The 24,033-nt window shown below is 57.1% G+C and carries 20 protein-coding genes and 1 pseudogene; 9 read left to right on the top strand and 12 right to left on the bottom strand.

Translation table 11 applies throughout. The features are described from left to right. The first annotated feature begins 8 nt into the window (after positions 1-8). Positions 9-1,313 carry a homogentisate 1,2-dioxygenase gene (hmgA, locus tag ACDI13_RS13125; protein WP_316991081.1) on the top strand — a complete coding sequence of 435 codons (1,305 nt, stop codon included), beginning with the start codon at positions 9-11 and terminating at the stop codon, positions 1,311-1,313. After that, positions 1,310-2,635, top strand: coding sequence for a fumarylacetoacetase (fahA, locus tag ACDI13_RS13120; protein WP_316991082.1), 1,326 nt, complete (start codon positions 1,310-1,312; stop codon positions 2,633-2,635). Before hmgA ends, fahA begins: the two co-directional genes overlap by 4 nt. Before the next feature lie 243 nt (positions 2,636-2,878). Here fahA and ACDI13_RS13115 read toward each other — a convergent pair whose 3' ends face one another. Then, positions 2,879-3,565: a phosphatase PAP2 family protein gene (locus ACDI13_RS13115; RefSeq protein WP_316991083.1), complete on the bottom strand. Its 687-nt coding sequence runs from the start codon at positions 3,563-3,565 to the stop codon at positions 2,879-2,881. A gap of 21 nt (positions 3,566-3,586) precedes the next feature. After that, a complete protein-coding gene (locus ACDI13_RS13110; RefSeq protein WP_316991084.1) occupies positions 3,587-5,002 on the bottom strand; it encodes an FAD-binding oxidoreductase in 1,416 nt (471 codons plus the stop codon). Positions 5,003-5,131: 129 nt separating this feature from the next. On the opposite strand from ACDI13_RS13110, the gene ACDI13_RS13105 reads away from it, so the two are divergent. Next, a complete protein-coding gene (locus tag ACDI13_RS13105) occupies positions 5,132-6,520 on the top strand; it encodes a phosphomannomutase/phosphoglucomutase (RefSeq protein ID WP_316991085.1) in 1,389 nt (462 codons plus the stop codon). A 246-nt stretch (positions 6,521-6,766) separates the two neighbouring features. Here ACDI13_RS13105 and ACDI13_RS13100 read toward each other — a convergent pair whose 3' ends face one another. The 9 genes and pseudogenes from ACDI13_RS13100 to ACDI13_RS13060 form a co-directional block, all read right to left on the bottom strand. Continuing rightward, a complete protein-coding gene (locus ACDI13_RS13100; protein WP_316991091.1) occupies positions 6,767-7,882 on the bottom strand; it encodes a glycosyltransferase family 4 protein in 1,116 nt (371 codons plus the stop codon). 255 nt (positions 7,883-8,137) lie between these two features. Further along, positions 8,138-9,160 (bottom strand): annotated as a pseudogene (locus tag ACDI13_RS13095) (glycosyltransferase); the annotation flags it as partial. Then, complete coding sequence (locus tag ACDI13_RS13090; RefSeq protein ID WP_316991086.1) at positions 9,157-10,284, bottom strand: glycosyltransferase family 4 protein; 1,128 nt, start codon at positions 10,282-10,284, stop codon at positions 9,157-9,159. The gene ACDI13_RS13090 and the pseudogene ACDI13_RS13095, both read right to left, overlap by 4 nt. A 63-nt stretch (positions 10,285-10,347) precedes the next feature. Beyond that, on the bottom strand, positions 10,348-11,457 hold the full coding sequence (locus ACDI13_RS13085; RefSeq protein WP_316991092.1) for a glycosyltransferase family 4 protein: 1,110 nt from the start codon (positions 11,455-11,457) through the stop codon (positions 10,348-10,350). 42 nt (positions 11,458-11,499) lie between these two features. Further along, the gene (gene murJ / locus ACDI13_RS13080) at positions 11,500-12,861 is read right to left on the bottom strand and encodes a lipid II flippase MurJ (RefSeq protein WP_316991087.1); all 1,362 of its coding nucleotides are present in this window, start codon (positions 12,859-12,861) and stop codon (positions 11,500-11,502) included. Then, a complete protein-coding gene (locus ACDI13_RS13075; protein ID WP_316991088.1) occupies positions 12,858-13,883 on the bottom strand; it encodes an SDR family oxidoreductase in 1,026 nt (341 codons plus the stop codon). The genes murJ and ACDI13_RS13075 overlap by 4 nt, the downstream gene beginning before the upstream one ends. Positions 13,884-13,897: 14 nt before the next feature. Next, positions 13,898-15,178, bottom strand: a complete 1,281-nt coding sequence (gene tviB / locus ACDI13_RS13070; protein WP_372372475.1) for a Vi polysaccharide biosynthesis UDP-N-acetylglucosamine C-6 dehydrogenase TviB — start codon at positions 15,176-15,178, stop codon at positions 13,898-13,900. Between the two features lie 49 nt (positions 15,179-15,227). Continuing rightward, entirely contained in the window at positions 15,228-16,352 is a 1,125-nt protein-coding gene (locus tag ACDI13_RS13065; protein ID WP_316991093.1) for a glycosyltransferase, read from the bottom strand. Positions 16,353-16,552: 200 nt separating this feature from the next. Further along, the gene (locus ACDI13_RS13060; RefSeq protein ID WP_372372474.1) at positions 16,553-17,509 is read right to left on the bottom strand and encodes a LysR family transcriptional regulator; all 957 of its coding nucleotides are present in this window, start codon (positions 17,507-17,509) and stop codon (positions 16,553-16,555) included. Between the two features lie 290 nt (positions 17,510-17,799). Between ACDI13_RS13060 and uraD the strand changes: the two genes are divergently transcribed. The 6 genes from uraD to ACDI13_RS13030 all read left to right on the top strand — a co-directional run bounded on the left by uraD (position 17,800) and on the right by ACDI13_RS13030 (position 22,918). Beyond that, positions 17,800-18,330 (top strand): 2-oxo-4-hydroxy-4-carboxy-5-ureidoimidazoline decarboxylase, encoded by a 531-nt coding sequence (uraD, locus tag ACDI13_RS13055; RefSeq protein ID WP_316989242.1) that lies wholly within the window; start codon positions 17,800-17,802, stop codon positions 18,328-18,330. A gap of 145 nt (positions 18,331-18,475) precedes the next feature. Further along, complete coding sequence (locus tag ACDI13_RS13050) at positions 18,476-18,988, top strand: ureidoglycolate lyase (protein ID WP_316989241.1); 513 nt, start codon at positions 18,476-18,478, stop codon at positions 18,986-18,988. Beyond that, a complete protein-coding gene (locus ACDI13_RS13045) occupies positions 18,985-19,776 on the top strand; it encodes a class II aldolase/adducin family protein (RefSeq protein ID WP_316989240.1) in 792 nt (263 codons plus the stop codon). Before ACDI13_RS13050 ends, ACDI13_RS13045 begins: the two co-directional genes overlap by 4 nt. Positions 19,777-19,803: 27 nt before the next feature. Next, positions 19,804-19,989 carry a 4-oxalocrotonate tautomerase gene (locus ACDI13_RS13040; RefSeq protein ID WP_316989239.1) on the top strand — a complete coding sequence of 62 codons (186 nt, stop codon included), beginning with the start codon at positions 19,804-19,806 and terminating at the stop codon, positions 19,987-19,989. A gap of 373 nt (positions 19,990-20,362) precedes the next feature. After that, positions 20,363-21,847 (top strand): nucleobase:cation symporter-2 family protein, encoded by a 1,485-nt coding sequence (locus ACDI13_RS13035; protein WP_316989238.1) that lies wholly within the window; start codon positions 20,363-20,365, stop codon positions 21,845-21,847. Positions 21,848-22,042: 195 nt separating this feature from the next. Then, entirely contained in the window at positions 22,043-22,918 is an 876-nt protein-coding gene (locus ACDI13_RS13030; protein WP_316989237.1) for a hypothetical protein, read from the top strand. Positions 22,919-23,038: 120 nt separating this feature from the next. Here ACDI13_RS13030 and ACDI13_RS13025 read toward each other — a convergent pair whose 3' ends face one another. Next, complete coding sequence (locus ACDI13_RS13025; RefSeq protein WP_316989236.1) at positions 23,039-23,956, bottom strand: LysR family transcriptional regulator; 918 nt, start codon at positions 23,954-23,956, stop codon at positions 23,039-23,041. Between the last annotated feature and the right edge of the window lie 77 nt (positions 23,957-24,033).

The following is a 24,033-nucleotide window of genomic DNA, read 5'->3' as shown; positions in this document are numbered from 1 at the left end:
GACCCCTAATGAGCTCTTTGAATTATCAAATTGGTTTTGGTAACGCTTTTGCCACCGAGGCGCTGCCCGGTGCGCTGCCCATTGGACGCAATTCGCCCCAAAAGTGTCCATATGGCTTGTATGCCGAACAGTTGTCCGGCACAGCCTTTACCGCGCCACGTGCCGATAACCGCCGCTCCTGGCTGTACCGCATTCGCCCCAGCGCCAAGCAAGGGGCATTTACAGCCTTTGAAGGCGCCCCTTATTGGAATGAGGACTTCGGACAAGGCCCGGCCAACCCCAATCGCCTGCGCTGGAGTCCCTTGAGTCTGCCCGACACTCCGACTGACTTTCTGGCCGGCGTCCATACCTGGGCAGGCAATGGCAGCAGCGACTCGCAAAGCGGTGTTGCCATCCATCTGTACGCCATCAACCAGTCCATGGGTCGGCGCGTGTTCTACAACGCCGACGCCGAAATGATGTTCGTGCCTGAACACGGTCGCCTGCGTCTGGTCAGCGAACTGGGCATCATGGATATCGAGCCTTGCGAGATTGCCGTCATGCCGCGTGGCGTGCGCTTCAAGGTGGAGTTGCTGGACGATGTGGCCCGTGGCTACCTGCTGGAAAACTTCGGTGCACCTTTACGCTTGCCCGAACTGGGCCCGATCGGCTCCAACGGCCTGGCCAATGCCCGCGACTTCAAAACTCCGGTGGCCTGGTACGAAGATGTCAGCGAGCCTCATGAGCTGGTCACCAAATTCACTGGCGGCTTCTGGGTTGCGCAACTGACGCACTCGCCACTGGACGTGGTGGCCTGGCACGGCACGCACGCCCCCTACAAATACGATTTACGCGACTTCAACGTGATCGGCTCGATCAGCTACGATCACCCCGATCCCTGCATTTTCAGCGTATTGACCTCGCCCTCCGATACCCCCGGCACGGCCAACCTGGACTTTGCGATTTTCCCACCACGCATTCTGGCCATGGAAAACACCTTCCGCCCACCGTGGTTCCACCGTAACTTCGCCAGCGAATTCATGGGTCTGATCCACGGGGTGTACGATGCCAAGGCCGATGGTTTTGCACCGGGCGGCTCCAGCCTGCACAATTGCATGAGTCCGCATGGCCCCGACGCCAATACCTTTGACAAGGCCAGCTCTGCGGACCTGAGCAAGGCGGACTATCTGCGCGGTACCATGGCCTTTATGTTCGAGACCCGCAAAGTCATCCGCCCCTCGCCACAGGCTTTGCAAAGCGGCAGCCTACAAGCCAATTACGATACCGTCTGGGACGGACTGGAAAAACACTTCTCTACGGAACAAAAGGCATGACCCTACCTTATCTGAATGACACTCACGACCCCAAATTGCAAAGCTGGGTGCCCGGAGCCAACGAGGCCGATAACGGTTTCCCCATCCAGAACCTACCCTTTGCCGTGGCCCGTCGCCGTGACAGTCAGGAAGACTTCCGCGTCATGGTGGCCATTGGCCCTTACGCGCTGGACCTGGGTTTGTTGGCCAGCGATACCCCTTGGCACGGCAAAGCCGCCGATGCCTTGGCCGCTTGCGTCAAACCTGCACTGAATGAGCTGATGGCTCTGGGCCAGGAATACTGGAGTGCGCTGCGTACCGCCTTGTCGCACGATTTGCGCCAAGGCTCTTCGGCCGAGTCGCGCCTGCACCCCATGCTGATCGAACGCAGCAAGCTGGAATACGCCCTGCCAGCCCAGATTGGTGACTACACCGACTTCTACATATCCGTACACCATGCAACAGCGATAGGTAAACAGTTCCGCCCCGATGCGCCCTTGCTGCCCAATTACAAGTGGGTCCCGATTGGCTACCATGGCCGTGCCTCCAGCATCGGCGTATCCGGCCAGCAGTTCCCACGCCCCGTCGGCCAGACTCGCCCCCCCGAAGGGCAGGAACAGCCCAATTTTGGTCCTTGCCAGCGCCTGGACTTCGAGCTGGAAATGGGCATTCTGATTGGCAAAGGCAACGAAGCGGGTCACCGTATTCCTATCGGTCAGGCAGACGAACACGTTTTTGGTCTGTGCCTGTTCAATGACTGGTCGGCGCGCGATCTGCAAGCCTGGGAATACCAGCCTTTGGGCCCTTTCCTGGCCAAGAACTTTGCCTCGACGATCTCCCCCTGGGTGGTGACACTGGAAGCCCTGGCTCCCTTCCGTCGCCCGTTCAGTCGTCCTGAATCCGATCCTCAGCCCCTGCCTTATTTGCAGGATCAGGCCAACCAGGACAGTGGCGTTCTGGACGTGGAACTGGAGGTGTACCTGAGCACCGAGCAGTCTCGTCAGCAACAAAAAGAACCCGCTCTGCTCTCGCGCAGCAACTTCAAGGAAGCCTATTGGACCGTGGCCCAACTGGTCGCCCACCACAGCGTCAACGGCTGCAACCTGCAAACCGGCGACCTGCTGGGCACCGGCACCTTGTCCGGCCCGACCAAGGGTCAGGAAGGCTCCTTGCTGGAAATGAACCAGGGCGGCAAAACCCCCATTGATCTACCCTGGGGCGAACAGCGCACGTTCCTGGAGGATCAAGACGAAATCATCTTGAAGGGCCTGTGTCGTCAAGAGGGCTACCCGACCCTGTCTTTTGGTGAGTGCGCCGGACGCGTATTGCCTGCTAGGGACTAAGCCAGGGGCCTGAAACTTGCTGATAGCCAGGTAGCAAAAAGCCCCGGATTTTTTTGAAAAAGAATCCGGGGCATTTTTTACCGCTGGGCCGCCCCAAGGTAAAAACGCCCCCTCGGGGGGCAGCAAGCCGAAGGCGCAGCGTGGGGGTATTTTTTATCCTTCATATCACTGCCTGCTTCGGTCTTGATCCCGGCAAGAAGGCAGCGTCCTCGCATGTAGCGGCATAGAACAAGCTATGGCCTTTCAAGGCTCCAACTGCTTGTATCGAGCCCATGACCACAAGATATAAAACAGAACGCAACCATACAGTCCCAGGACAGCTCCCGACGCCAGCACTTGGCTAAGGAAATGATAGCCCTGCATGATGCGCAAAAAGCCGAACAGCAAGCCTGCGCTGATGCCCAGCACAAACCCTCCGGCGGCCAGCTTGCGGCAGCCTATCATGAGGCCTACAAAGAACAGGGACAGGAGCACAAAGCCAGATGCGGCATGGGCACTGGGCAAAGCATTGCCTGCCTCGGCCCAGGAGTGCGCCCAAAAATAGCCAGGCATGGATTCTGTACCACCAAACATGGCCAGATTAAAAGGTCTTGGCATGGCGGTCAGATGTTTCAGTACGCCTACCATTAACGGGCCACTACCCATGAAGAAAGCCGCCCCGGCCCAAGCCAGTTGGCGGCACGAGCCCTTGGGCTGCCGCCAGGCCACAATCGCCCCTATCACTGCACCACCAAAAGGGACGAACCACACCAGTCTGCGCCCGAACAAATCCACAAAAGGCTGCAGACGCCAGGAAAAGTCCTGAGTCTGCGGGTCATAAAAATAGGCACTAAGTGACAAATCCGTTGCCGACCCCATCGTCACGGCCGCAACGACTCCCAAAATAGTGAACAAGACGGCACTGGCGACAATATAAGGACGAAAAAACATCTACACACCCAGCAACTTCAATCAGTCGGGCAATACCTTACCGGGGTTCATGATCCCCAAAGGGTCCAGAGCTGTCTTGATTTGCTTCATCAAGGTCAGGGAAACAGGGTCTTTATAGCGTGGCAGCAACTGACGTTTGAGCTGGCCTACACCATGCTCGGCGCTGATCGAGCCATGAAAGCGATGCACACTGTCATGCACCAGGGCATAGATCTCGTCCTGACGCTTCAGCAACTCTTCTTCCGTGAAGGCCGTACCGCGCGCGACGTTATAGTGCAGGTTGCCATCGCCCAGGTGCCCAAACGTGACGTTCTCCAAACCGGGGAAGGCTTCTTGCAAAGCCTTGTCCGTCTCGTGCACGAACTGGGACATCACCGACACCGGGATGGACACATCATGCTTGATGCTTTTGCCATAGGTTTTTTCAGCCAGCGGAATGCTTTCACGCAAGTGCCAAAGCGCCTTGCTTTGTGCAATGGTTTCGGCAATGACGGCGTCTTGCACCAGATCTTGCTCCAGCGCCTGACCGATCACGCTTTCAAAACGTTCGCGGGCATGCTCCAGACTTTCACTATCGGACAGCTCCAGCAAGGCGTACCAGGCCGCTTTTTCAGCCGGGCCTTGGAAAGGCATGCGTTGATCAGGATAGCAATGCAGAACGGCTTGCAAGCAGTTGCCTGCAATCAGCTCAAAGCCGGTTAAAGAAGCCGCCAGACCCTGACGAGCCAACGCCAGCACTTGTACGGCATCTTCAATCGTATTCAGTGCCAGCAAAGCGGTACACGCCGCCACAGGCTGGGGATACAGCTTGATGGTCGCAGCAGTGATGATCCCCAAAGTACCTTCGCTACCGATAAACAGGTTACGCAGGTCGTAGCCGGTATTGTCCTTGCGCAGGCCAAGCAGACCATGCAGGATCTCGCCCTGGGCCGTCACGACCTCCAGACCCAATGTCAGGTCACGCGCATTGCCGTAACGCAGAACCTGCGTACCGCCGGCATTGGTGGCCAGATTACCGCCAATCGTGCAGCTTCCTTCGGCGGCCAGACTCAAAGGGAACAGACGCTGATGGTCGCGGGCGGCTTGCTGCACATTTTGCAAGATGCAGCCGGCTTCCACCACCATGGTGTCGTTGTCGGTATCCACACTGCGAATCTTGTTCAGGCGCTCCAAAGACAACACCAGCGCCGTCGTGCTGTTGTCTGGCGTTGCCCCCCCGCACAAGCCGGTATTGCCGCCTTGAGGAACAATGGGCACACGATGCTCGGCGCACAAGCGCACAACCTGGGCCACTTCTTCCGTCGTCGCAGGCCGGGCCACCGCCAGTGCAGTACCGGTATAGCGTCCACGCCAATCCTCCAGGTACTGCTGCATGGATTGTCCTGTCAGCACATGTTGCTGACCAATACGCTGTTCAAGTTCGTTCAGAAAAGTCATAACCCAAGCCACTCAAGAAAAACAATCAGGCGCTCTTGCTGCCGCGCTACAGCTCTTAATGGTAACTCACGAAAGTCGATGACATTCGCGCTAAACTGCTTTCTTTGTTTATCCACTCCAGGACGCGATGTGACCCAACTTCCTGCCCTACCGACTGCTGTATTCAAAGCCTACGACATTCGAGGCACGGTCCCCGAACAACTTAATCCTGACTTCGCCTACCAGCTCGGTTTGGCATTGGCCGCCTCCGCCCGTGAGCAAGCTGTCCAGACTTTAGTGGTGGGCTATGACGGTCGCCACAGTAGCCCTGCCTTGTCTCAAGCCTTGCAAAAAGGCATTCAGGCCGGCGGAGTCAATACAGTGGATCTGGGCATGGTCCCTACCCCCGTGGTCTATTTCGCAGCCAACATACTGGAAACCGGCTCGGGCGTAGCCATCACAGGTAGCCATAATCCGTCCAACTACAACGGCTTCAAGATGATGATGGCTGGCAAAACCTTGCACGGCCAGGACATCCAGAGCCTGATGAAGCGCATGCAAGCGGGTATTGAGCCAGCGGCTCAAGCAGGTACCGGCGAGAAAAAGGACTTGCTGGACCAGTACGTCAACACTATCGCCGAACGCGTCAAACTGGCCCGTCCCATGAAAATTGCCCTGGACTGCGGCAATGGCGTCGGTGGCGTTGTGGCCGCCCGCCTGTTCAAGGCTCTGGGTTGCGATGTGGATATGCTGTTTGAAGAGGTAGACGGCAACTTCCCCAATCACCACCCTGACCCGGCCGAACCACACAACCTTCAAGATTTGATCACCCATGTTCAAAGCACGGACTGCGAAGTGGGTCTGGCCTTTGACGGCGATGCCGACCGCCTGGGTGTGGTGACACGTTCCGGTCAGATCATCTGGCCAGATCGTCAGTTGATTCTGTACGCACGCGATATTTTGCAGCGCGAACCCGGCTCCACCATTATTTTTGACGTGAAATGCAGCCGCCACGTCGCTCTGGAAATTGCCAAAGCGGGCGGTGAGCCCTTGATGTGGCAAACCGGCCACTCACTGATCAAGGCCAAGCTGGCTGAAACGGGCGCTCCCTTGGCTGGCGAGATGAGCGGCCACGTATTCTTCAAGGAAGGCTGGTACGGCTTTGACGATGGCCTGTACACCGGCGCACGTCTGCTGGCGATTCTTTCACGCGGTGACAACCCGACGGCAGAGTTGGAAGCGTTGCCGCAAGACTTGTCTACGCCAGAGCTGAAGCTACCGTTGGCCGAGGGCGAACCCCATGCCTTGATTGCCCGCCTGCAAAAAGAAGGCCGTTTCCCCAGCTCCAATCAGCTCAACACCATTGATGGCGTACGCGCCGAGTACCCGGACGGCTTCGGCCTGGCGCGTGCGTCCAACACCACGCCGGTGATTGTGCTGCGCTTTGAGGCGCAGTCCCAAGAGGCGCTGGATCGCATTCAAGGTGAATTCCGCGCGGCACTGCTGGCCTTGAAGCCGGATGCTGCTTTGCCTTTCTAAGGCGGTGGAAGTTCACTCCTACCTAGTCCCTGGTCGCTAGTCTCCAGCACAGTATAAAAAATGCCCCCACGCCACGCCTTTGGCTTGCTGCCCCCGCTTTTTACCGGGGACTCCGAGCCCTGGGGCGGCTCGGCGGTAAAAAAAGAGCTGAACTGTCTCTGAAACCGTGGATTCAACCCCAAGTCACAGCAAACAGTTCAGCCCGTTTTTTACGCCTTGATCCCAGAGACCAAGGCAGTCAACGCCTTAACGGCTCAAATACTGATACAGATCCAGGTGAGCCTCGCTGATACGGCCTATATCAAAAGCCTCCTCAGCCAGACGGCGGCTTTCCTTACCCATGGTCTGCCGCTTTTCGGTATCCTGCCCCAGATCCATCACAGCCGCCGCCAAGGCCTGTGCATTACGTACCGGCACCAGCACACCCGTTACTCCAGGCTCGATGGCATCCCGGCAACCGGGTACGTCAGTCGTGACCACCGCCCGCCCGCAGGCTGCCGCTTCTACCAAGGATTTAGGCAGGCCCTCACGGTAGGACGGTAGCACCGCAATATGCGACTGGGCGTAAAGCTGCGCAATATCACTACGTTCGCCCAGACACTCCACCCCCCCCTGCTTTTGCCAGCTCTGCCACTCCTGCTCGCTGATGCTGGCGGGATTGCCGTGGTCAGGACTTCCAGCCAATACCCACTTCACCGAGCTGCCTTGGGCGGCACTGATGCGTGCTGCTTCAACGAACTCTCGTACTCCCTTGTCCACCAACAGGCGCGATACCATCAGGGCGACAGGCGGGCCGTCCGGCTCTGACATAGCCTGAAACTCGTTCAGATCCACCCCAGAACCACGAATCAGGACGCATTGATCACGCTTGACCACACGATCTTCCAGCAAGACATCGCGATCATTACTGTTTTGAAAAATCACACGACTATTGGGATGCCCCAAGGCAAGCCGATAAAGCCGCAGGGCTATCCAACGCACGGGATCAAATGACTTGTCGCGCTTGGTAAATACATAGCCTAAACCCGATACGGCAGCCAGAAAGCCCGGCACACCGGCCAGTCTCGCCGCAATGCCACCGTACAGGACTGGCTTGATGGTGACGGCATGTACCAGTTCAGGGCGCTCCCGACGAAACAAACGCCACAAGGCCCAGATAGTGTGCAACTCTTGCAAGGGATTGGTCCCGCTGCGTGTCATGGGCAAAGCATGGTGATGCAAACCGTGACGCTCGATCTCGGCAACCGCAGGGCCATCCATGGTAGCTACGTGTACGTCATACCCCTCACGCTGTGCCGCCTGCGCCAAAGGCAAACGATGCGACAGGAAAAAAGCGGGGTTATTGACCACGAACATCAGCATGCGCGTTTTCTTGCTGGCATCGTCCGTCAAGGCACTCAAGGCCTGGCGGCTACGCTTGCGCTTGGGGGGGTACTGCGCCGTCAGCGTCTTCCAGGCCTGCGTATAGTTCTTGACCATCCCTTCCAGGGAAAACAGACGGGCAACCCGTTCACGGGCATGCTCATGGCGAGCCTGCCAGGAAGGCGCACCCAACTCATCAACCGCGCTATTGATCGCGCCTGCCAAGGCTTCGGCATTGCTGGGGGGCACAATCCAGCCCTCATTGCCCACGATCAAGGCCGCATCGCCCACGTCGGTGACCACATTGGACACCCCGGCGGCCATGGCTTCACATACGACGTTCGGAAAACCCTCCGCCGAGCTGGACAGCACATGCACGTCCAGCGCATTCATCAAGCGGGGGACGTCGGTGCGTCGCCCCATCAGGATGACGCTCTCGCGTAGTTGATGCTGATCCAGCAAGCGCATCAACGTTTCGTTATCGCTGTCCATGCCGTCACCAATCAGCAGGCAACGCAGGCCAGGATGACGATGCAAACTACGAGCTAAAGCAGCCAGCAAATTGGGATGATCTTTAAGCGGATTCCAGCGGGCCACACTGCCAATAACAGGCGTATCCAATGACAGGCCCAGCTCTTCACGAACGTCTTCGCGCGCTTGCGGATCGGGGTGCCAACGGCTTAAGTCGTAGCCGTTGGGGATGACTTTCATGATGTCGGCGCGATAGCCCCACTGTTTATGGCGTCGGGCGGCATTCTCTGCGCAGGACACAATCAAGTTAGGGATAAAGCGTGACAAACGAGCACACAACCAGGCCACCATACGGGCTTTCGGGCTGCCTTGATACAAATTCGCACCCGAATTACGAATCCCCCAGGAAACAGCCGGGATACCGACCAGTCGTGCAGCAGCGCCACCGATCAGATCGGAGTGATACATCCAGGTCTGCACCACATCAGGCTGCACATCACGCAGCAAGCGTGTCAAGGACCGCAGACCTTTCAAAAAGCCCAGCGGCGAGTGCATATGCAGGCAATACAAAGGAATGTCTGCAGCCCGTAATTGCGGCCCAAAAACATCTTCCTCGCCCAGAGAAATCACAATATGTTCGGTATCCTGGCCGGGTGCCGTCACCAAGCGGAACAAGACCGTTTCTGCCCCGCCCTGCCCCAGCCCCGCAATAATGTGCACGACACGCAAAGGCGGCGTTACTTTCTCCGGCGTACTATCCACGGCATTTGTTTCCTGACTCAACGACCTTGGCTGCAATGCACTCATGCTTTGGCTCCCTCTTCTATACCGCCACGGGCGGCCTGAAAGACCTGGTCCCAGTTAAGCAAAACCTGCTCTAGCTCATAACGCTGGCGCACCGCCGCAGCGGCACGACGGCCCAAGACACCCCGAAAGACGCCGTCCCCCATCAGCTCGGCCAGGGCGGCGGTCAAAGCGCCTTCATCCCCTACCGGAACCAACAAGGCGTCTTTGCCATCGGAACTGATCTCGCGCGGGCCGCTGGGGCAATCCACCGTTACAGCGGGCAGGCCCATGGCCATGGCTTCCAGCAACACGTTCGGAAAACCCTCTACTTCCGAAGTCATGACAAAGGCATGGGAGCGCGCCATTTCCTGCCAGGGCTGGGCCGTTTTCCCAGCCAGCTCGATACGGTCAGCAGCACCGGACATGGCAATCTGCTGCACCAATTGGGCACGCTGCGGACCATCGCCCCAGATTTTCAGCTTCCATTCCGGATACTCGGCAGCCAGACCCGCAAACACCCGGATCAAGACATCAAAACGCTTGGAAGGCACCAGGCGTCCCATCGCCATCAAGGTGCAATGACGATTTTCCTCTACCCGTACCTCGCGTTGCACGGCATTCAAAGCTTGCGGCAAGGGGTTAGGCACAACCATGACCTGCTTCATGCCCGGCACCATGGCCTGAAACGCCGCGACACTGGCGCGGGTCTGAACGGTGACCACCTGTGCCTTGGGGTACAGACGGCGGCGCAGGCTTTGCAAGAGCTTGCCTGCGCTGCTGCTAAAGGCCGGGTTGGTGCGTTCACCCACCACAATAGGAACACCCATGCCTCCCAGCCCCAGCAAGACATTGATATTCACATTGGTCAGAAAAGACACAATCACATCAGGCTGTTTTTCACGCACCAGCTTGCGCATGGCGCGCAGCTTGGCCAAAGGCTTGGGCAGCCAACTGCCCCGCATGCGATGGGCCAGCCACACCAGTTCCACCTTGGAGTCGATAGGGTAAAACGCACTGCCTCCACCGCTATAGGTCGGCACCAGGGTGACCTGATCGCCCCGCAGCCCCCAGGCATTGGCCAAGGTAGAGGCAACACGCTCGGCACCACCTGCGTTCAAAGAGCTGACGAAAAACAGAATATTCACTGGGCCTCCATGGGCTCATCGACCGGGTAGTTTGAGCCTGCTGGCACGAAGAAAAGCGCCATTTTAAGGCCGACGCCAACACTGTTCCAATACTTGCTGCCACAGCGCCAGAACCCGAGCCGAGGAAAAGCGGTCGCGCACATCGGTGGCACGGCGCGCTAGCCTCTGGCGTTTGTCCTCGTTGGACATCAGATCGGATAAATGCGCTGCCAGAGCCTCCACATCCTCGATCGGGCGTACCAAGACACCGTCGATATTGGCGCGGATGATCTCACGCGGACCGGTGTCGCAATCAAAGGCGACCGCCGTCAGACCACTGGCCATGGCTTCCAGCAAACTGTTGGACAAACCCTCCATACGAGAGCTAAGCACATACAGATCAGACTGTTCGTACCAATCCGCCATATTGCCGACCCGACCGGGCAACGCAATCCGCTCTTGCAGCTCCAGTTCCGCAATCCGTGCCTCCAGGGGAGCGCGTTGTTCGCCTTCGCCCAAAATAAGCAGATCCCAGTCGGGAAAATAGTTGGATAACAAAGCAAAGGATTCGATCAGGGTGTCAAAACCCTTGACCGGGTGCAGTCGCCCTACGGCCAATAAGCGTTTGCGTCCTTCTGGCCGCTCGGGCACCGGCACTACTGGCTCGGCTCGGTCCATAGGCCAGCGCACGGCATTGGGGATCACCTGCACCTGACTACCGGGCACATGCTCGCGCAACCAGTCTGCGGTACCAGCCGTCAACGCGATCACCGCATGGGCTTGCGGATAAGTACGCAAACGGGCCTTTTGCCAGAAAGAGGACAAGGACTGGGACGGAGGATGCGTATGCTCGGTCGCAATCACCTTGCAGGGCAAGCCTTTGGCGGCGGAAATGGCCAGCACAGAGGAGGTTGTCATCATGCCCAGCACCACATCGGGCTTGGTCTGGCGTATCAACGAGCGAACCCGGCGCACTCGGCGCCAGTTCTTCCACAAGGCATCCAGACGGCCACGGCTACTGCCTGCCGTCCCCAACACGTGACGTTCTACGCCCTCTGCCACGGTATATGCATCCCTATCACGGCCAGCCTGGGTCACCAAAGACACTCGATAACCACGCGCCAGCCAGGCTGCGCTTAAATCGACGGCAACACGTTCTGCCCCGCCCCCACCCAAAGAGTGAATAAGCAGCATGATATGAGGGCGAACGACCGAATGACGACTGTGCACGTTTTCCTATTCCTGCGAACCAGACGCGAAGGCACTGGCTGGCCTCAAGGCCAAGATGAAATAACAAGTGAAAGAAGCCGCATACATCAAGCTGGTCGCCAGCATGATGCCTGACGGGCCCATGCGTGCCGCCAGAATCGGGTTCAAGGCCGCTTTCACCAAAAAATTGATCACGGCAATAATTGCCATGGATTTATAACGGTTCTGACTGGCCAGCAACTGCACCAGAATCAACACCCCAAAATAAAAGGGCAGTTGCACCAACCCCCAGCTAAACACCTGGGCGACCGTGGCCGTATCCTGCGCCGTAAATGCACCACGCTCAAACAGCAGTGCCACACCCCAAGGCGCCAACAGAACACCGATCGCGGCAGCTACCCCACCGGCCAGCAACATCATGACCGACCACTTCAAGGCCATGGAGCGAGCACGGGCGTTATCACCTCGGCTTTGAATATCAGCCAGCACAGGCAAAGCAGCACGGCCTACAGAAGCAGCACCCACCCCTAACACCAGGGCCAGCAAACGAGTGGCGTAGCCCAGGGTCGCATTGGCATTGGCACCCAGATTGGCCGCCGTATATTGGTCAATAGGGCCGACAAAGCTCATGGCAACCTGCCCCACCAGCATGATGCTGGCGGCCTTGAGCAAATCCGGCCATTGCTCCGCGCGCAGGCTGATCGTAGGGCGAGCCCAGATCTGATCGGCCCGCGAGGCCAGAATCATCAACCACACGGCCTGGACCGTCATGCCCAGCAAGGTGCCCCAGAGCAAGGGGCCGATGCCCGCATTTCCGCCTGCGGCCAGCACCCAGATCAGGATGACAAAGGCGGGGACACTTTCCAGCAGAGTATTGATATGCCGCTCATGTGCCCGCAAGCGCGCGGCACTCAGGCCAATCATCAGCGTCAGAACTGCCGCAGGCGCAAAGGCAAACAACAGCTCCCGGCTCATTTCGTGAACAGCAGGACTTAAACCTTGTCCGGTCCACTGCAGCACCCAAGGCCAGCCAATCCAGATCAAGGCCCCCAGCACGCAGCCCAGCACAATGCACCAGGCCTTGAGTTCCCCCAGAAAACGGCGGCGTGCCGCCGGTTCCAGACGATGCAAGCGCACCAGAACGGGAATCAGCACCACAGACATGGAGCCAACAATTGTCACCGGCAGCCAGTTGGCCATGACCATTGTGAACTGATAGGCATCGACGACATCGCTTACACCGTAGCGATACGCCACCGCCATTTCTTTGAAAGCGCCCGCTGCCTTGCCCAGCAATAGGAAAAACGCCACCCGCATCGCCCCCAGGGCGATGCGACGGTGGTCGTCATGCAGACTAGACAGACGTGCTTTCAGGCCGGCCCAAATCAACTCAGGAACGCCACATACCAAGGCATGGCTGCGTTCAAGCCCTGCAACATCGTGTGAGTCGGCTCGTAACCCAATTGTGTACGAGCTTTGGTGATATCCGCTTGAGAGTGCAACACGTCACCAGCTCGGAAATCGGCATAGATGGGCTGCTTGGTGTAGTTCACACCATTGCTGCCCAAGGCCTGCTTCAGGTGCTCGAACAGCTCGTTCAGGCTGGTGCGGGCATTGACGGCCACGTTATACACCTCGGCCACAGCAGGTTTTTGCTGCACGGCGGCCAGGATATTCATTTGAATAACGTTATCGATAAAGCAGAAATCGCGGCTGGTCTGGCCATCCCCATTGATTTGCACATCCTGGTTCTGGATCATGGCCGAGACCCATTTGGGAATCACCGCGGCATACGCCCCATTGGGGTCCTGACGTTTGCCAAACACGTTGAAGTAACGCAGGCCCACGCTGGAAAAGCCATAGGCACGGGCAAACACATCCGCATACAGTTCGTTCACAAACTTGGTAACGGCGTAAGGGGACAGTGGGCGACCAATCGTCTCTTCCACCTTGGGCAAACCGGGATGGTCACCATACGTAGAGCTGGAAGCCGCATAAACAAAGGCTTTTACCTGCTCATCACGCGCGGCCACCATCACATTCAAGGCCCCGCTCACATTGACTTCGTTGGAGGTGAGCGGATCGTGCAAGGAGCGTGGCACCGACCCCAAAGCCGCCTGATGCAGCACATAGTCCACGCCTTTTACAGCTTCACGACAGGTATCCAGATTGCGGATATCACCTTCAATAAAACGGAAACGGGCCCAACGTTCGGCACCAACCTGATCGCGCACTTCGTCCAGATTGTATTGGTGGCCGGTTGCAAAGTTGTCCAATCCCACCACCTGCTGATCCATATTCAGCAAGGCTTCCAGCAGGTTGGACCCGATAAAGCCGGCACAACCCGTAACCAGCCAGGTTTTAGGCTGGTTACGCAGTTGCTGGCTCGCCTGTTCAAATGCAGAGCTCATAATACTTTCCAAGATTAAAGGCGCAGATCGGACTGTTCGCGATCAAACACATACTTCAAGTCGTAGAGCACATGCTCGGGCTTGCCCCATTGGCGCACGCCTTCCACGCCCAGCTCCTTGAACTGCTTGTGAGCCACGGCCACGATGACGCCGTCGTACTCGCCCGCGTTAGGGGCCTCAACCGGAGTAATACCGTACTCATGTTGTGCTTCTTTGGGATCAACCCAGGGGTCGTACACGTCTACATGGACATCGTATTGCTTGAGTTCATGCACGATATCAACGATACGGGTGTTACGCAGATCCGGGCAGTTTTCCTTGAAGGCCAGACCCAACAGCAGAACGCGCGAACCTTGCACCTGAATGCGGCGCTTGGTCATGGCTTTAACCAGTTGGGACGCCACGTAACCACCCATGGAGTCGTTCAGGCGGCGGCCAGCCAAAATGATTTCGGGATGGTAACCAATAGCTTGTGCCTTGTGGGTCAGGTAGTAGGGGTCCACGCCAATGCAGTGACCACCCACCAGACCAGGACGGAAAGGCAGGAAATTCCATTTGGTACCCGCGGCTTCCAGCACGTCCAGGGTATCGATGCCCAGACGGTTGAAAATCAGGGCCAGTTCGTTGATCAGGGCGATATTCACGTCGCGCTGGGTGTTCTCGATCACCTTGGCAGCTTCAGCCACACGAATGGAGCTGGCCTTAAAAGTACCCACCACAATAATTTCTTTATACAAGGCATCCACCAACTCGGCGACTTCAGGCGTCGAGCCGGAAGTCACTTTCTTGATGGTGGAAACGCGGTGTTCCTTGTCGCCCGGATTGATACGCTCCGGGCTGTAACCGGCGTAGAAATCTTCATTGAAGCGCAGACCCGACACTTGCTCCAGCACGGGCACACACACTTCTTCGGTAGCACCTGGGTAAACCGTGGATTCATAAACCACGATGTCACCCCGCTTGAGCACTTTACCGATGGTCTCGGAAGCGCGGATCAGCGGAGTCAAGTCAGGCTGTTTGAACTCATCAATAGGCGTAGGCACGGTCACGATGAACACATTGGCCTGCGCCAGTTCATCCGCCTCGCAGGAGTAGCTCAAGCCACTGGCCTGGGCCAGCTCTGCACTCTCGACCTCCAACGTGCGGTCTACCCCTTCCTTGAGTTCGGCGACGCGACGCGCATTAATGTCAAAACCAATAACGGAACGCTTTTTGCCAAACTCTACCGCTAAAGGCAAACCGACATATCCCAAGCCGACGACGGCCAGTTTCACATTCTCAAGTTGCAACTTCATTCTCCAGTTAGCGCGATGCGCAAGGAATAATCTTGAACGCCTGACAGTATCAGTCCCGGTCTACTTGCCGCCGTACCGAAGGCAGCAGCAACCAGGAAGGGCGACGCCACGAAACCAAACGGGAATAGAGCCAGATATAAACCAGTGAGAAGGCCAGCATGCTGGCACACAAGGCCCAGGTATTGTCCCACCAGATCGTGGCCGGAACCAAACCGATCAAGGCTAACACCCACAGATAAGGCGAGGTCATGGCATTACAAAACGCGGGCAAGGCTCCCCCGCTGTCACGACTGAACGTGGAACGCACCAGACGGCGGAATACCAGTTGATGCAGATGCAGCGCATCCGGTTGATCCACAGGCACACCCCGTTTGAAGCGGCGGCGCCAAATCGAAAACATGGTTTCAAAAACAGGGTAAAACAGAACAGCCAAGGCATAGAACGGCGATACACTGGGGTTGCGTACCACCAGTTGCACAGCCAGTTCGGCCAGCATGAAGCCCAGAAAATACGCGCCACCATCCCCCAGGAAAACTCGTCCGAATGGAAAATTCCACACCAGAAAACCCAGGGTGGCCGAGGCCAGTGAGGCGGCAATCAGAAAAATGGGAATGTCCTGCACCTGCAAGGCCACCAGCGCCAGCGACAGAGCCATCAAGGTGGCGATCATGCCCGCCAGGCCGTTCATACCATCAATAATATTCAGGGCATGCGTACAGCCACCCACGGCAATCATGGTGAAAAGCAGCGAAATGGGCCAGAACCCCAGAACCCAGTCAGCCCAACTGACCCCAACACGCGACACACCACCCAGCAACCACCAGGCAATCGCCGCCGACAGGAAAGCGGCCAGCAAACGTTTCAGAGAACCCACATCCTTGGTGATATCCTCGACCAGACCCGCCACAAATACTGGCATGGCAGCCAGAAACAAGACCGGCCACAGCCAGGTCAGTGTCATATTGCTGGGCCCCAGAACCAGCAAGCCAGCCAAGCTGCCAGCCACCACCGCTAGCCCACCCACACGCGGGGTAGGACGAGAATGGGACGCTTGAGGTTTACTAAGGTCGCTGTCCCCGGTCAGACGGCCATGCCAACGTTCGGAGGCCACAATAAGCCCACCGACCATAAAAGCCACGACACAGATATACAACCAAGTTAGGGACTCTCCCATCTGAGGTAAAGACACCGCAAAACACCCTGCAAGGTTAGGAACTACATCATTATTAACCTGCCTTCCGGCTTGTGTCCGTGACCAGTCGCTTTAAATGCAACAATTTCCGTCAAGTTCCGTATCACTTTTGTGTAGGCAGGGGCAGCTCGCTAATTTGCCCGAGCACGGGCCCGAAAGCAAGTATTTTAGGGCTTGGAGGCTCAGGAATCGGGTAGCGACAACGGTTCTGTCGCGGCCAACTGATTCCCGCACTCGGTCAGGAGCCGCCGCAACCAGCGATGGCTGGGCGAATGCCGGTTACGTTCATGCCAAAGCTGATAAAAGCGCATGGGCGGAAACTCCAGCGGAGCCTCCAGAATCGCCAAAGGCAACAATCGACAATAGAACTCGGCGAAATGACGTGAAGTCGTAAAAATCAGGTCTGTATTCTGTAGCAAATACGGTGCTGCCGAAAAGGACTGCACCACCACACTTTCATCGCGTTGAATACGCAAGCTCGTCAAGGTTGTATCGATGACACCGCGTTGGTTGATGGAGTATGGCATCGGCACCACATGACGCGCCCGCACGTAATCGTCCATGGTCAAACCCTTGCGGGCCAAGGGGTGTGTTGCCGCTACCAGGCAGACAATCTGATCTTCCAGCAACACGGACAGGTGCATGCGATCGGGCGGTTCAGGCCAGTTGCCAATGACCATATCCAGATCGCCTTCCGCCAAAGAACGCTCGAAATCGAAGCTGGCATCCAGAGAGTGCAGATTCAAACGCGCCCCCGGTGCCTCTCGGCGCAGGCGCTCGACCACCCCGCCAATAAAGACAGGCGCCAGATAGTCCGGCGCTCCGATATGAAACTCACTGCGGCTGACCTGGGGATCAAAACTGTCTGGCGCATTGACCATACAGTCGATCTCGGCCAAGGCACCTTTGGCGTGAGCCAGCAGGCCAATGGCACGCTCGGTGGGCACCATGCCCCCTTTTTCGCGTACCAACAAAGGATCACCAATAATGTCACGCAAGCGTCGTAAGGCCGCACTGATAGCAGGCTGCGACTGGTTCATTTTGAACGCGGTACGCGAGACGCTGCGCTCGGTAACGAGTAAGCAAAATACCCTCAAGAGATAGGTATCAAGCGGGTTATCCCCACGTCGGGCGGCCATCTTATTCTCTCCTTCTTATGCTTTTTTCCAGCATGATAATGACATACATGCACAATACGAGATGGCGTATATCATTTATACGCCTAATTCTATTTTATTTATAAACAGAAAACTTAAACTGGTCCCATATAAGAAAATCATAGCCCACAGGCGGTGGTTTATAAGGGTTTGAATACATCAAACAGACCGTGTAAACGCCCACCCACTTCCCTTGATAACACGGGCTCCCAGGCCTGATCCTGGAGCCGCTTCGGCTCGCACTATTGACGCTTAGATAATCGGACTGACACATGACCACTCAAACCCTTACCACCACACAGGCGCTCACTGAACTCTCCAGCCTGGATCAGAGCCAATTCGTGAACAAGCTCGAAGGTATTTTTGAACACTCCCCCTGGGTCCCGGAGCGTAGCTGGAACCAGCGTCCGTTTGACAGCGTGGATCAACTGCACGCCTGCATGGTGCAAGTGGTCCAAGAAGCATCACACGAAGAACAAAAGAACCTGATCTGTGCCCACCCCGAGCTGGCTGGCAAGGAAGCCGAGCAAGGGACACTGACCGCCGCATCGACAGGCGAACAACGTGGCGCTGGCCTGGATCAGTGCTCGGCCGAAGAACTGGCCCGTCTACGTGGCCTGAACGGCCTGTACCGTGAGCGTTTCGGTTTCCCCTTCGTGATTGCCGTCAAAGGTTTGAGCCGTTACCAAATCATGGATACAGTAGAAGCCCGTTTGAACAACGATGCTGACACCGAGTTTCAAGCTTGCCTGACCGAAATCGCCAAGATTGCCCGTTTCCGTCTGGATGCACTGTTAGCCTGATTTGGCTGCCTGCCGGGTCGTGTTGACCCATCCCGTTCACGGGGTAGCACCAGCATGCGGTCACGCTGCCCTTTGTTTGCTCTGACCTTGCGTGGCGCGGCTGCTTTCAGCCCCACGCGGATCTGCCTTATCAAGGACCTCTGCCATGACAATCACATTGAAGTTGGAAACCCTGACAGCCGAAGCCTTCACCCCTTTTGGTGATGTCATTGAGGCCTGTGACACGGTTGAGCACTTCACCATCAATGAAGGCAACACCGAGCGCTACCACGATCTGGCCAAGATCGAGCCGGGCGCAGACGGTCACGCCATTGTGTCCATTTTCCGTGGTCAGCCGCGCACCCTGCCCTTTACCGTGGAAATGATGGAGCGTCATCCCAAAGGTAGCCAGGCCTTCATTCCCCAGTCCGGCCAACCCTATCTGGTCATTGTGGCCCCCGCTGGCCCGACGCCCAAGGCAAGCGATCTGCGCCTGTTCCTGGCTCGTGGCGACCAGGGCGTGAACTACGCAACCGGCGTTTGGCACCACCCCTTGATGGCCTTGAATCAAGTGGTCGACTTCATCGTGATTGACCGCAAAGGCCCCGGCGACAACTGCGACGTGATCCAGTTGGAAGAAAAAGCCATCATTGCGGAACTGGAAACCACCGCAGCGTGAGCCAGTCCTGTCCTATCACGCCGGATATAGCGGCCATTTACGCCCATCGTCCGGCAGATATTGATCCCGAACACTGGCGCGCCCGCGTCAATCTGGCCGCTGCCTACCGGCTGGCGGCCCGTCAGGGCTGGGACGATATCATCTACACTCATATTTCCCTGCGCCTGCCCGGCCACGACGACATTTTCCTGATCAATCCCTTTGGTTTGCGCTTTGATGAAATCTGCGCGTCCAATCTGCTCTTGATTGATACCCAGGGCCAGGTCGTGGACGGCACAGGCCGTCGTGCCAACCCTAGCGGTTTTGCCATTCACGGCGCTGTTCACCGCGCCCGAGCGGATGCGCACTGTGTCATCCACTTACATACTGATGCCTCAATGGCGGTCTCGGCCCTGTCCTGTGGATTGCTGCCTCTATCGCAACACGCCATGCGTTTCTGGCAGGATATTGGCTATCACGACTATGCCGGTCTGGCCTTTCCATCCGACGAGCAGCAAGCCCTGCTCCAGCACTTAGGCGACCACCCCGCACTGCTCCTGCGCAATCACGGTGCTCTGACCTGTGGTCGTACCGTGGCCGAAGCCTATGTGCTGATGGATACCTTGGAGCGCGCCTGCCGCATTCAGCTCTCGGCCATGGCGGCCAGCCCGCAACTGCACCTGCCCCCAACGGATGTGCTGGATTTGACACATCGTCAGCTTTTACCAGGGGACGAACCAGAAGGCTTGTTAGAATGGCCAGCCTTGTTGCGCAAGATCCATCAGAGCGAACCGGATTTCTGCCGCTAACACCTTTTCCACCCCTACGGAGCTTTTATGCCTTCTATTAACGTACAACTATTCGACGGCCGTCCCGTGGAAATCAAACGTGAGCTTGCTCAGGCCCTGACCAACGAAGCCTGTCGCGTGCTTGGCTGTAGCCCGGAGGCGGTTGATGTGGTCTTTACCGACATCAAACGCGACAACTGGGCCACGGCCGGTGTCCTGTGGTCGGACAAGTAAATCAGACCCATGAAAAAGCGGCCCGGTAGCCGCTTTTTTTATACCTATCAGATACTTGGCAGTCCTTCAGATCTGAACAAAAAGGTAGTTTGGAGGCAATTAACATAGATTTTCAGGATGAGCTAGGTGGGCAATACCCCTAGCACTGAAAAACGCATGAAAAAAGCAGGAATCTGCTAAGCCCAGGCCTGAACACAAGCCCCATGTACCGGGCTTATCTCCTTTCCTCCCTGTCAGCATCGGCCTGCCATACGCTTTTACGTATTCTACTTATCAAGCCGTACTGCCTTCCAGCGATACAGCCCATCCGATAACTTTATGCTTACGCGGCCCAGGCATCGGCTGCGCATAACGTATTAATAAGGAGACCCGGATGTCCGCCAACCCAGAAGTGTCCACACCTGCTGCTTGCGACGGTGTAGACGAACGCCTACCAACGGGGCGCCTGGCAACCCTTGGTTTGCAGCACGTCATGGTGATGTACGCGGGCGCCGTTGCGGTCCCCCTGATCATTGGCGCCGCCTTGGGCCTGTCCAAAGAACAGATCGCATTCCTGATTAATGCCGACCTATTGTGCTGTGGCCTGATTACCATCATTCAGGCTCGCGGCCTGGGTATGTTCGGTATCAAACTGCCCGTCATGATGGGCGTGTCCTTTGCTGCGGTCAGCCCCATGATCGCCATTGGCCTGGACCCGCAACTGGGCCTGCCCGGTATTTTTGGCGCCACCATTCTGGCCGGTATCTTCAGTATTCTGATTGCCCCGGTATTTAGCCGTCTGATGGGTTTGTTCCCCCCGGTCGTGACCGGCATCATCATTACCGTGATTGGCGTCACGCTGATGCGAGTGGGTCTGAACTGGATTGGCGGCGGCGCTCCAACCATCACGGATCCAGCTACCGGCATCTCCATGCCCAACCCCGAATACGGTTCGCTGGAGAACCTGGGCATCGCTCTGATGGTGCTGACCGTCATCCTGCTGATCACCAAGTTTGCCCGTGGGTTCCTGGCAAACGTGGCGGTGCTGATTGGCCTGCTGGTCGGTTTTTTCGTCTCTTTGGCCATGGGTCGCATCACCTTTGAAGGTCTGGAGCAGACCAGTTGGTTTGCTGTCGTCACCCCGTTTCACTTTGGTGTACCCACCTTTAGCTGGGCTTTGCTGGGTGCAGCCGCTGTGCTGTCTCTGATCATGGTGGTGATCATGGTTGAATCGCTGGGCATGTTCCTGGCATTGGGCTCCATCTGCGGCCGTCCGACTGACCGTGAAGCACTGGTACGTGGTTTGCGCACCGACGGCCTGGGCACCCTGGTCGGCGGCATCATGAACACCTTCCCACACAGCTCTTTCTCACAGAACGTGGGGCTGGTCAGCGTAACCGGTGTACGCAGCCGCTGGGTATGTGTCATGGGTGGCGCCTTCCTGATTATGCTGGGTCTGTTCCCCAAGATGGCTTTCATCGTAGCGTCCATCCCCAACTATGTGCTGGGCGGTGCAGGCATTGTGATGTTTGGCATGGTGGCCGCTACCGGCATCAAGATCCTGATGTCGGCCAACCTGAACCGTAACCCTTACAACCCCTACATCGTGGCCATCAGCCTGGGTTTTGGCATGATCCCCCTGGTGGCCGAGCACTTGCTGGACAAGATGCCATCCGCGCTAGCTCCCTTGTTGCATAGCGGAATCCTTCTCGCCGCTGTATCCGCTATCTTGCTGAACCTGTTTTTCAACGGCATGGAAAAGTACGCCGATCAAGGTCACACCGTTGAATCCACCGCTGCTACCCAGGCCCGCAAACAGGCCACCGCTCAGAAAGCGACTGAAGACAGCGGCAATCACCTGGCCTCACAAAACGGCTAATCCCCTTTTGGAATGGCCGCCCAGCCTGAAACGGGCGGCCATTTAAATTTCTGCAGTACCCTCATAAAAGTATCGACTGCCCATAATTAATCTAAGCAAGGTCAGTAGTACCCACACACAGAAAACTAAAGCCGCAGGCCATAAGGGACACCAGATCCCAGGGACCTGTTTGCGCCCACTCAAAGAGGAGACACCATGAAACACCCACACCCTGCTCGCTGGGCATGCGCCCTGCTGGCCGCCCCCCTGCTGTCCAGCCCCGCCTTGGCAGCCGACTGGAGCGACACCTTTTTAGGCTACCGCTTCAGCACGCAATACACCGAGCCGATGAACGATCGGACTATCCAGAAACACATCCTGAGCCTGACTCACGTGAATGGCTACAGCCTGGGACAGAACTTCTTTAACCTGGATATTCTGCAATCGGATCGCTACGATCCATCCAGCGGCAATGGCAGCAATGGCGCTACCGAGTTCTACGCCACCTATCGTCACCAGCTCTCCATGGGCAAGGTATTCGACAAGGATCTGGGCTTTGGCCCAGTAAAGGATGTGGCCATTACAGCCGGCTTTGACCTGAACACCAAGAACACCGCCTTTGCACCACGCAAGCGTTTGCTGGTGCTGGGCCCGACCTTCAAATTTGATGTCCCCCGCGGCTTTGTGGACCTGAGCCTGATGGTGGGTAAAGAGTGGAACCACTGTGGCTTGGGCGCGCCCGCCTGCCCCGACAGCCGCCGCTCTTTCGATACCCAGTTTTTGGCCAGCCTGAACTGGAACCTACCCTTCGATGTGGGTTCGGTGCCATTGAAGTTCCAGGGCTTTGCCAACTTCGTTGGCCCCAAGGGTGACGACTATGCAGGCATCAGCACCAAGTCTGAAGTCCTGGTCCGCACCTCTCTGATGGCCGACGTAGGGAAAGTGGCCTTCGACAAGAAAAACACCCTATGGGTGGGGATTGGCTACGAGTACTGGCACAACAAGTTCGGCAACCGCTACAAAGCAGACGGCAGCCTGAAGCCTGGCATCAAAACCAGCGCACCCACGGTACAGGTGGAATGGCATTTCTAAGTAGTCAGCCGCATAAAAAAACCGCTTTTGTGAGCGGCTCCTCCAAAACCTGGATCAATGCCCTGCTTTTGGAAGCCGCGCCTTTAAAGCGGTTCTTTCTCAATAAGGCGTACAGAAAGCTTAAAACTGCACCTCACCATCCCAATAGCCCGGCGTGTTGTAGATGGCGCGCAAATAATCAATAAAGCGCCGCACCTTGGCCGGTAAATAGCGTTGCTGCTGATACACCGCCTGGATGTCGTAGCTGGGAATCTCGAACTCGTTGAGCACCGTCACCAGCTCGCCCCGCTTGAGCTCTGGTTGAATTTCCCAGGTGGAACGCCAACCGATCCCCCAGCCTTGCTTGACCCAGTTAAAAAGCAATTCACCGTCATTGCAATCCAGATCACCATCGACCCGCACCGCCAAGGGCCGACCATCACGCAAGAAGGTCCAGCCGCGTTGCTGCCCGCCCTGCAAGTTGAAGGCCAAGCAATTATGACGCGCCAGATCTTCAGGCACACGCGGCACACCGTGACGCTCAAAATACTCAGGCGTACCACACACCACACGCCGGTTCGGATACAGGCGCACCGCCACATAGTTGGGGTCCGTAACCTCGCCAATCCGCAAGGCCATGTCATAGCCCTCGCGCACCAGATCCACCACGCTGTCGGTGAAGTTGAAAGACAGTTTCAACTCGGGATACCGTTTTTTAAAGGACAAGGCATGGGGTGCCACATGACGACGCCCAAAAGCCGCTGGAGCCGATACCACCAGGTGTCCGCGCACCACTTTACGCTGGGCGCTGATACTGGCTTCGGCCTCCTCAAAGTCCTTCAGAATTTGTTTGCACTGCTCCAGAAACTGCTCGCCCAGATCGGTCAATGTCAACCCGCGAGTCGATCGGTGCATCAAGCGCACACCCAGGCGCTGCTCCAGCGCGTCCAGGCGGCGGCCCATGACCACAGGGGTGACTCCTTCGACCACGGAAGCAGCCGCAAAACTGCCTTTTTCCGCGACCAGCGCAAAACTTCTAATTTCGGTATAACGGCTCATTCAATACTCCAAGTATCGATAGAAACAATCGTACCACCATTTCTAGGCAGGGCTATCACTCCTTACTATCGAGTTGT

This window comes from Alcaligenes faecalis (genome assembly GCF_041521385.1).
Taxonomy (GTDB): Bacteria; Pseudomonadota; Gammaproteobacteria; order Burkholderiales; family Burkholderiaceae_B; genus Alcaligenes; species Alcaligenes faecalis_E.
This window is presented reverse-complemented; position numbering and strand designations above follow the sequence as displayed.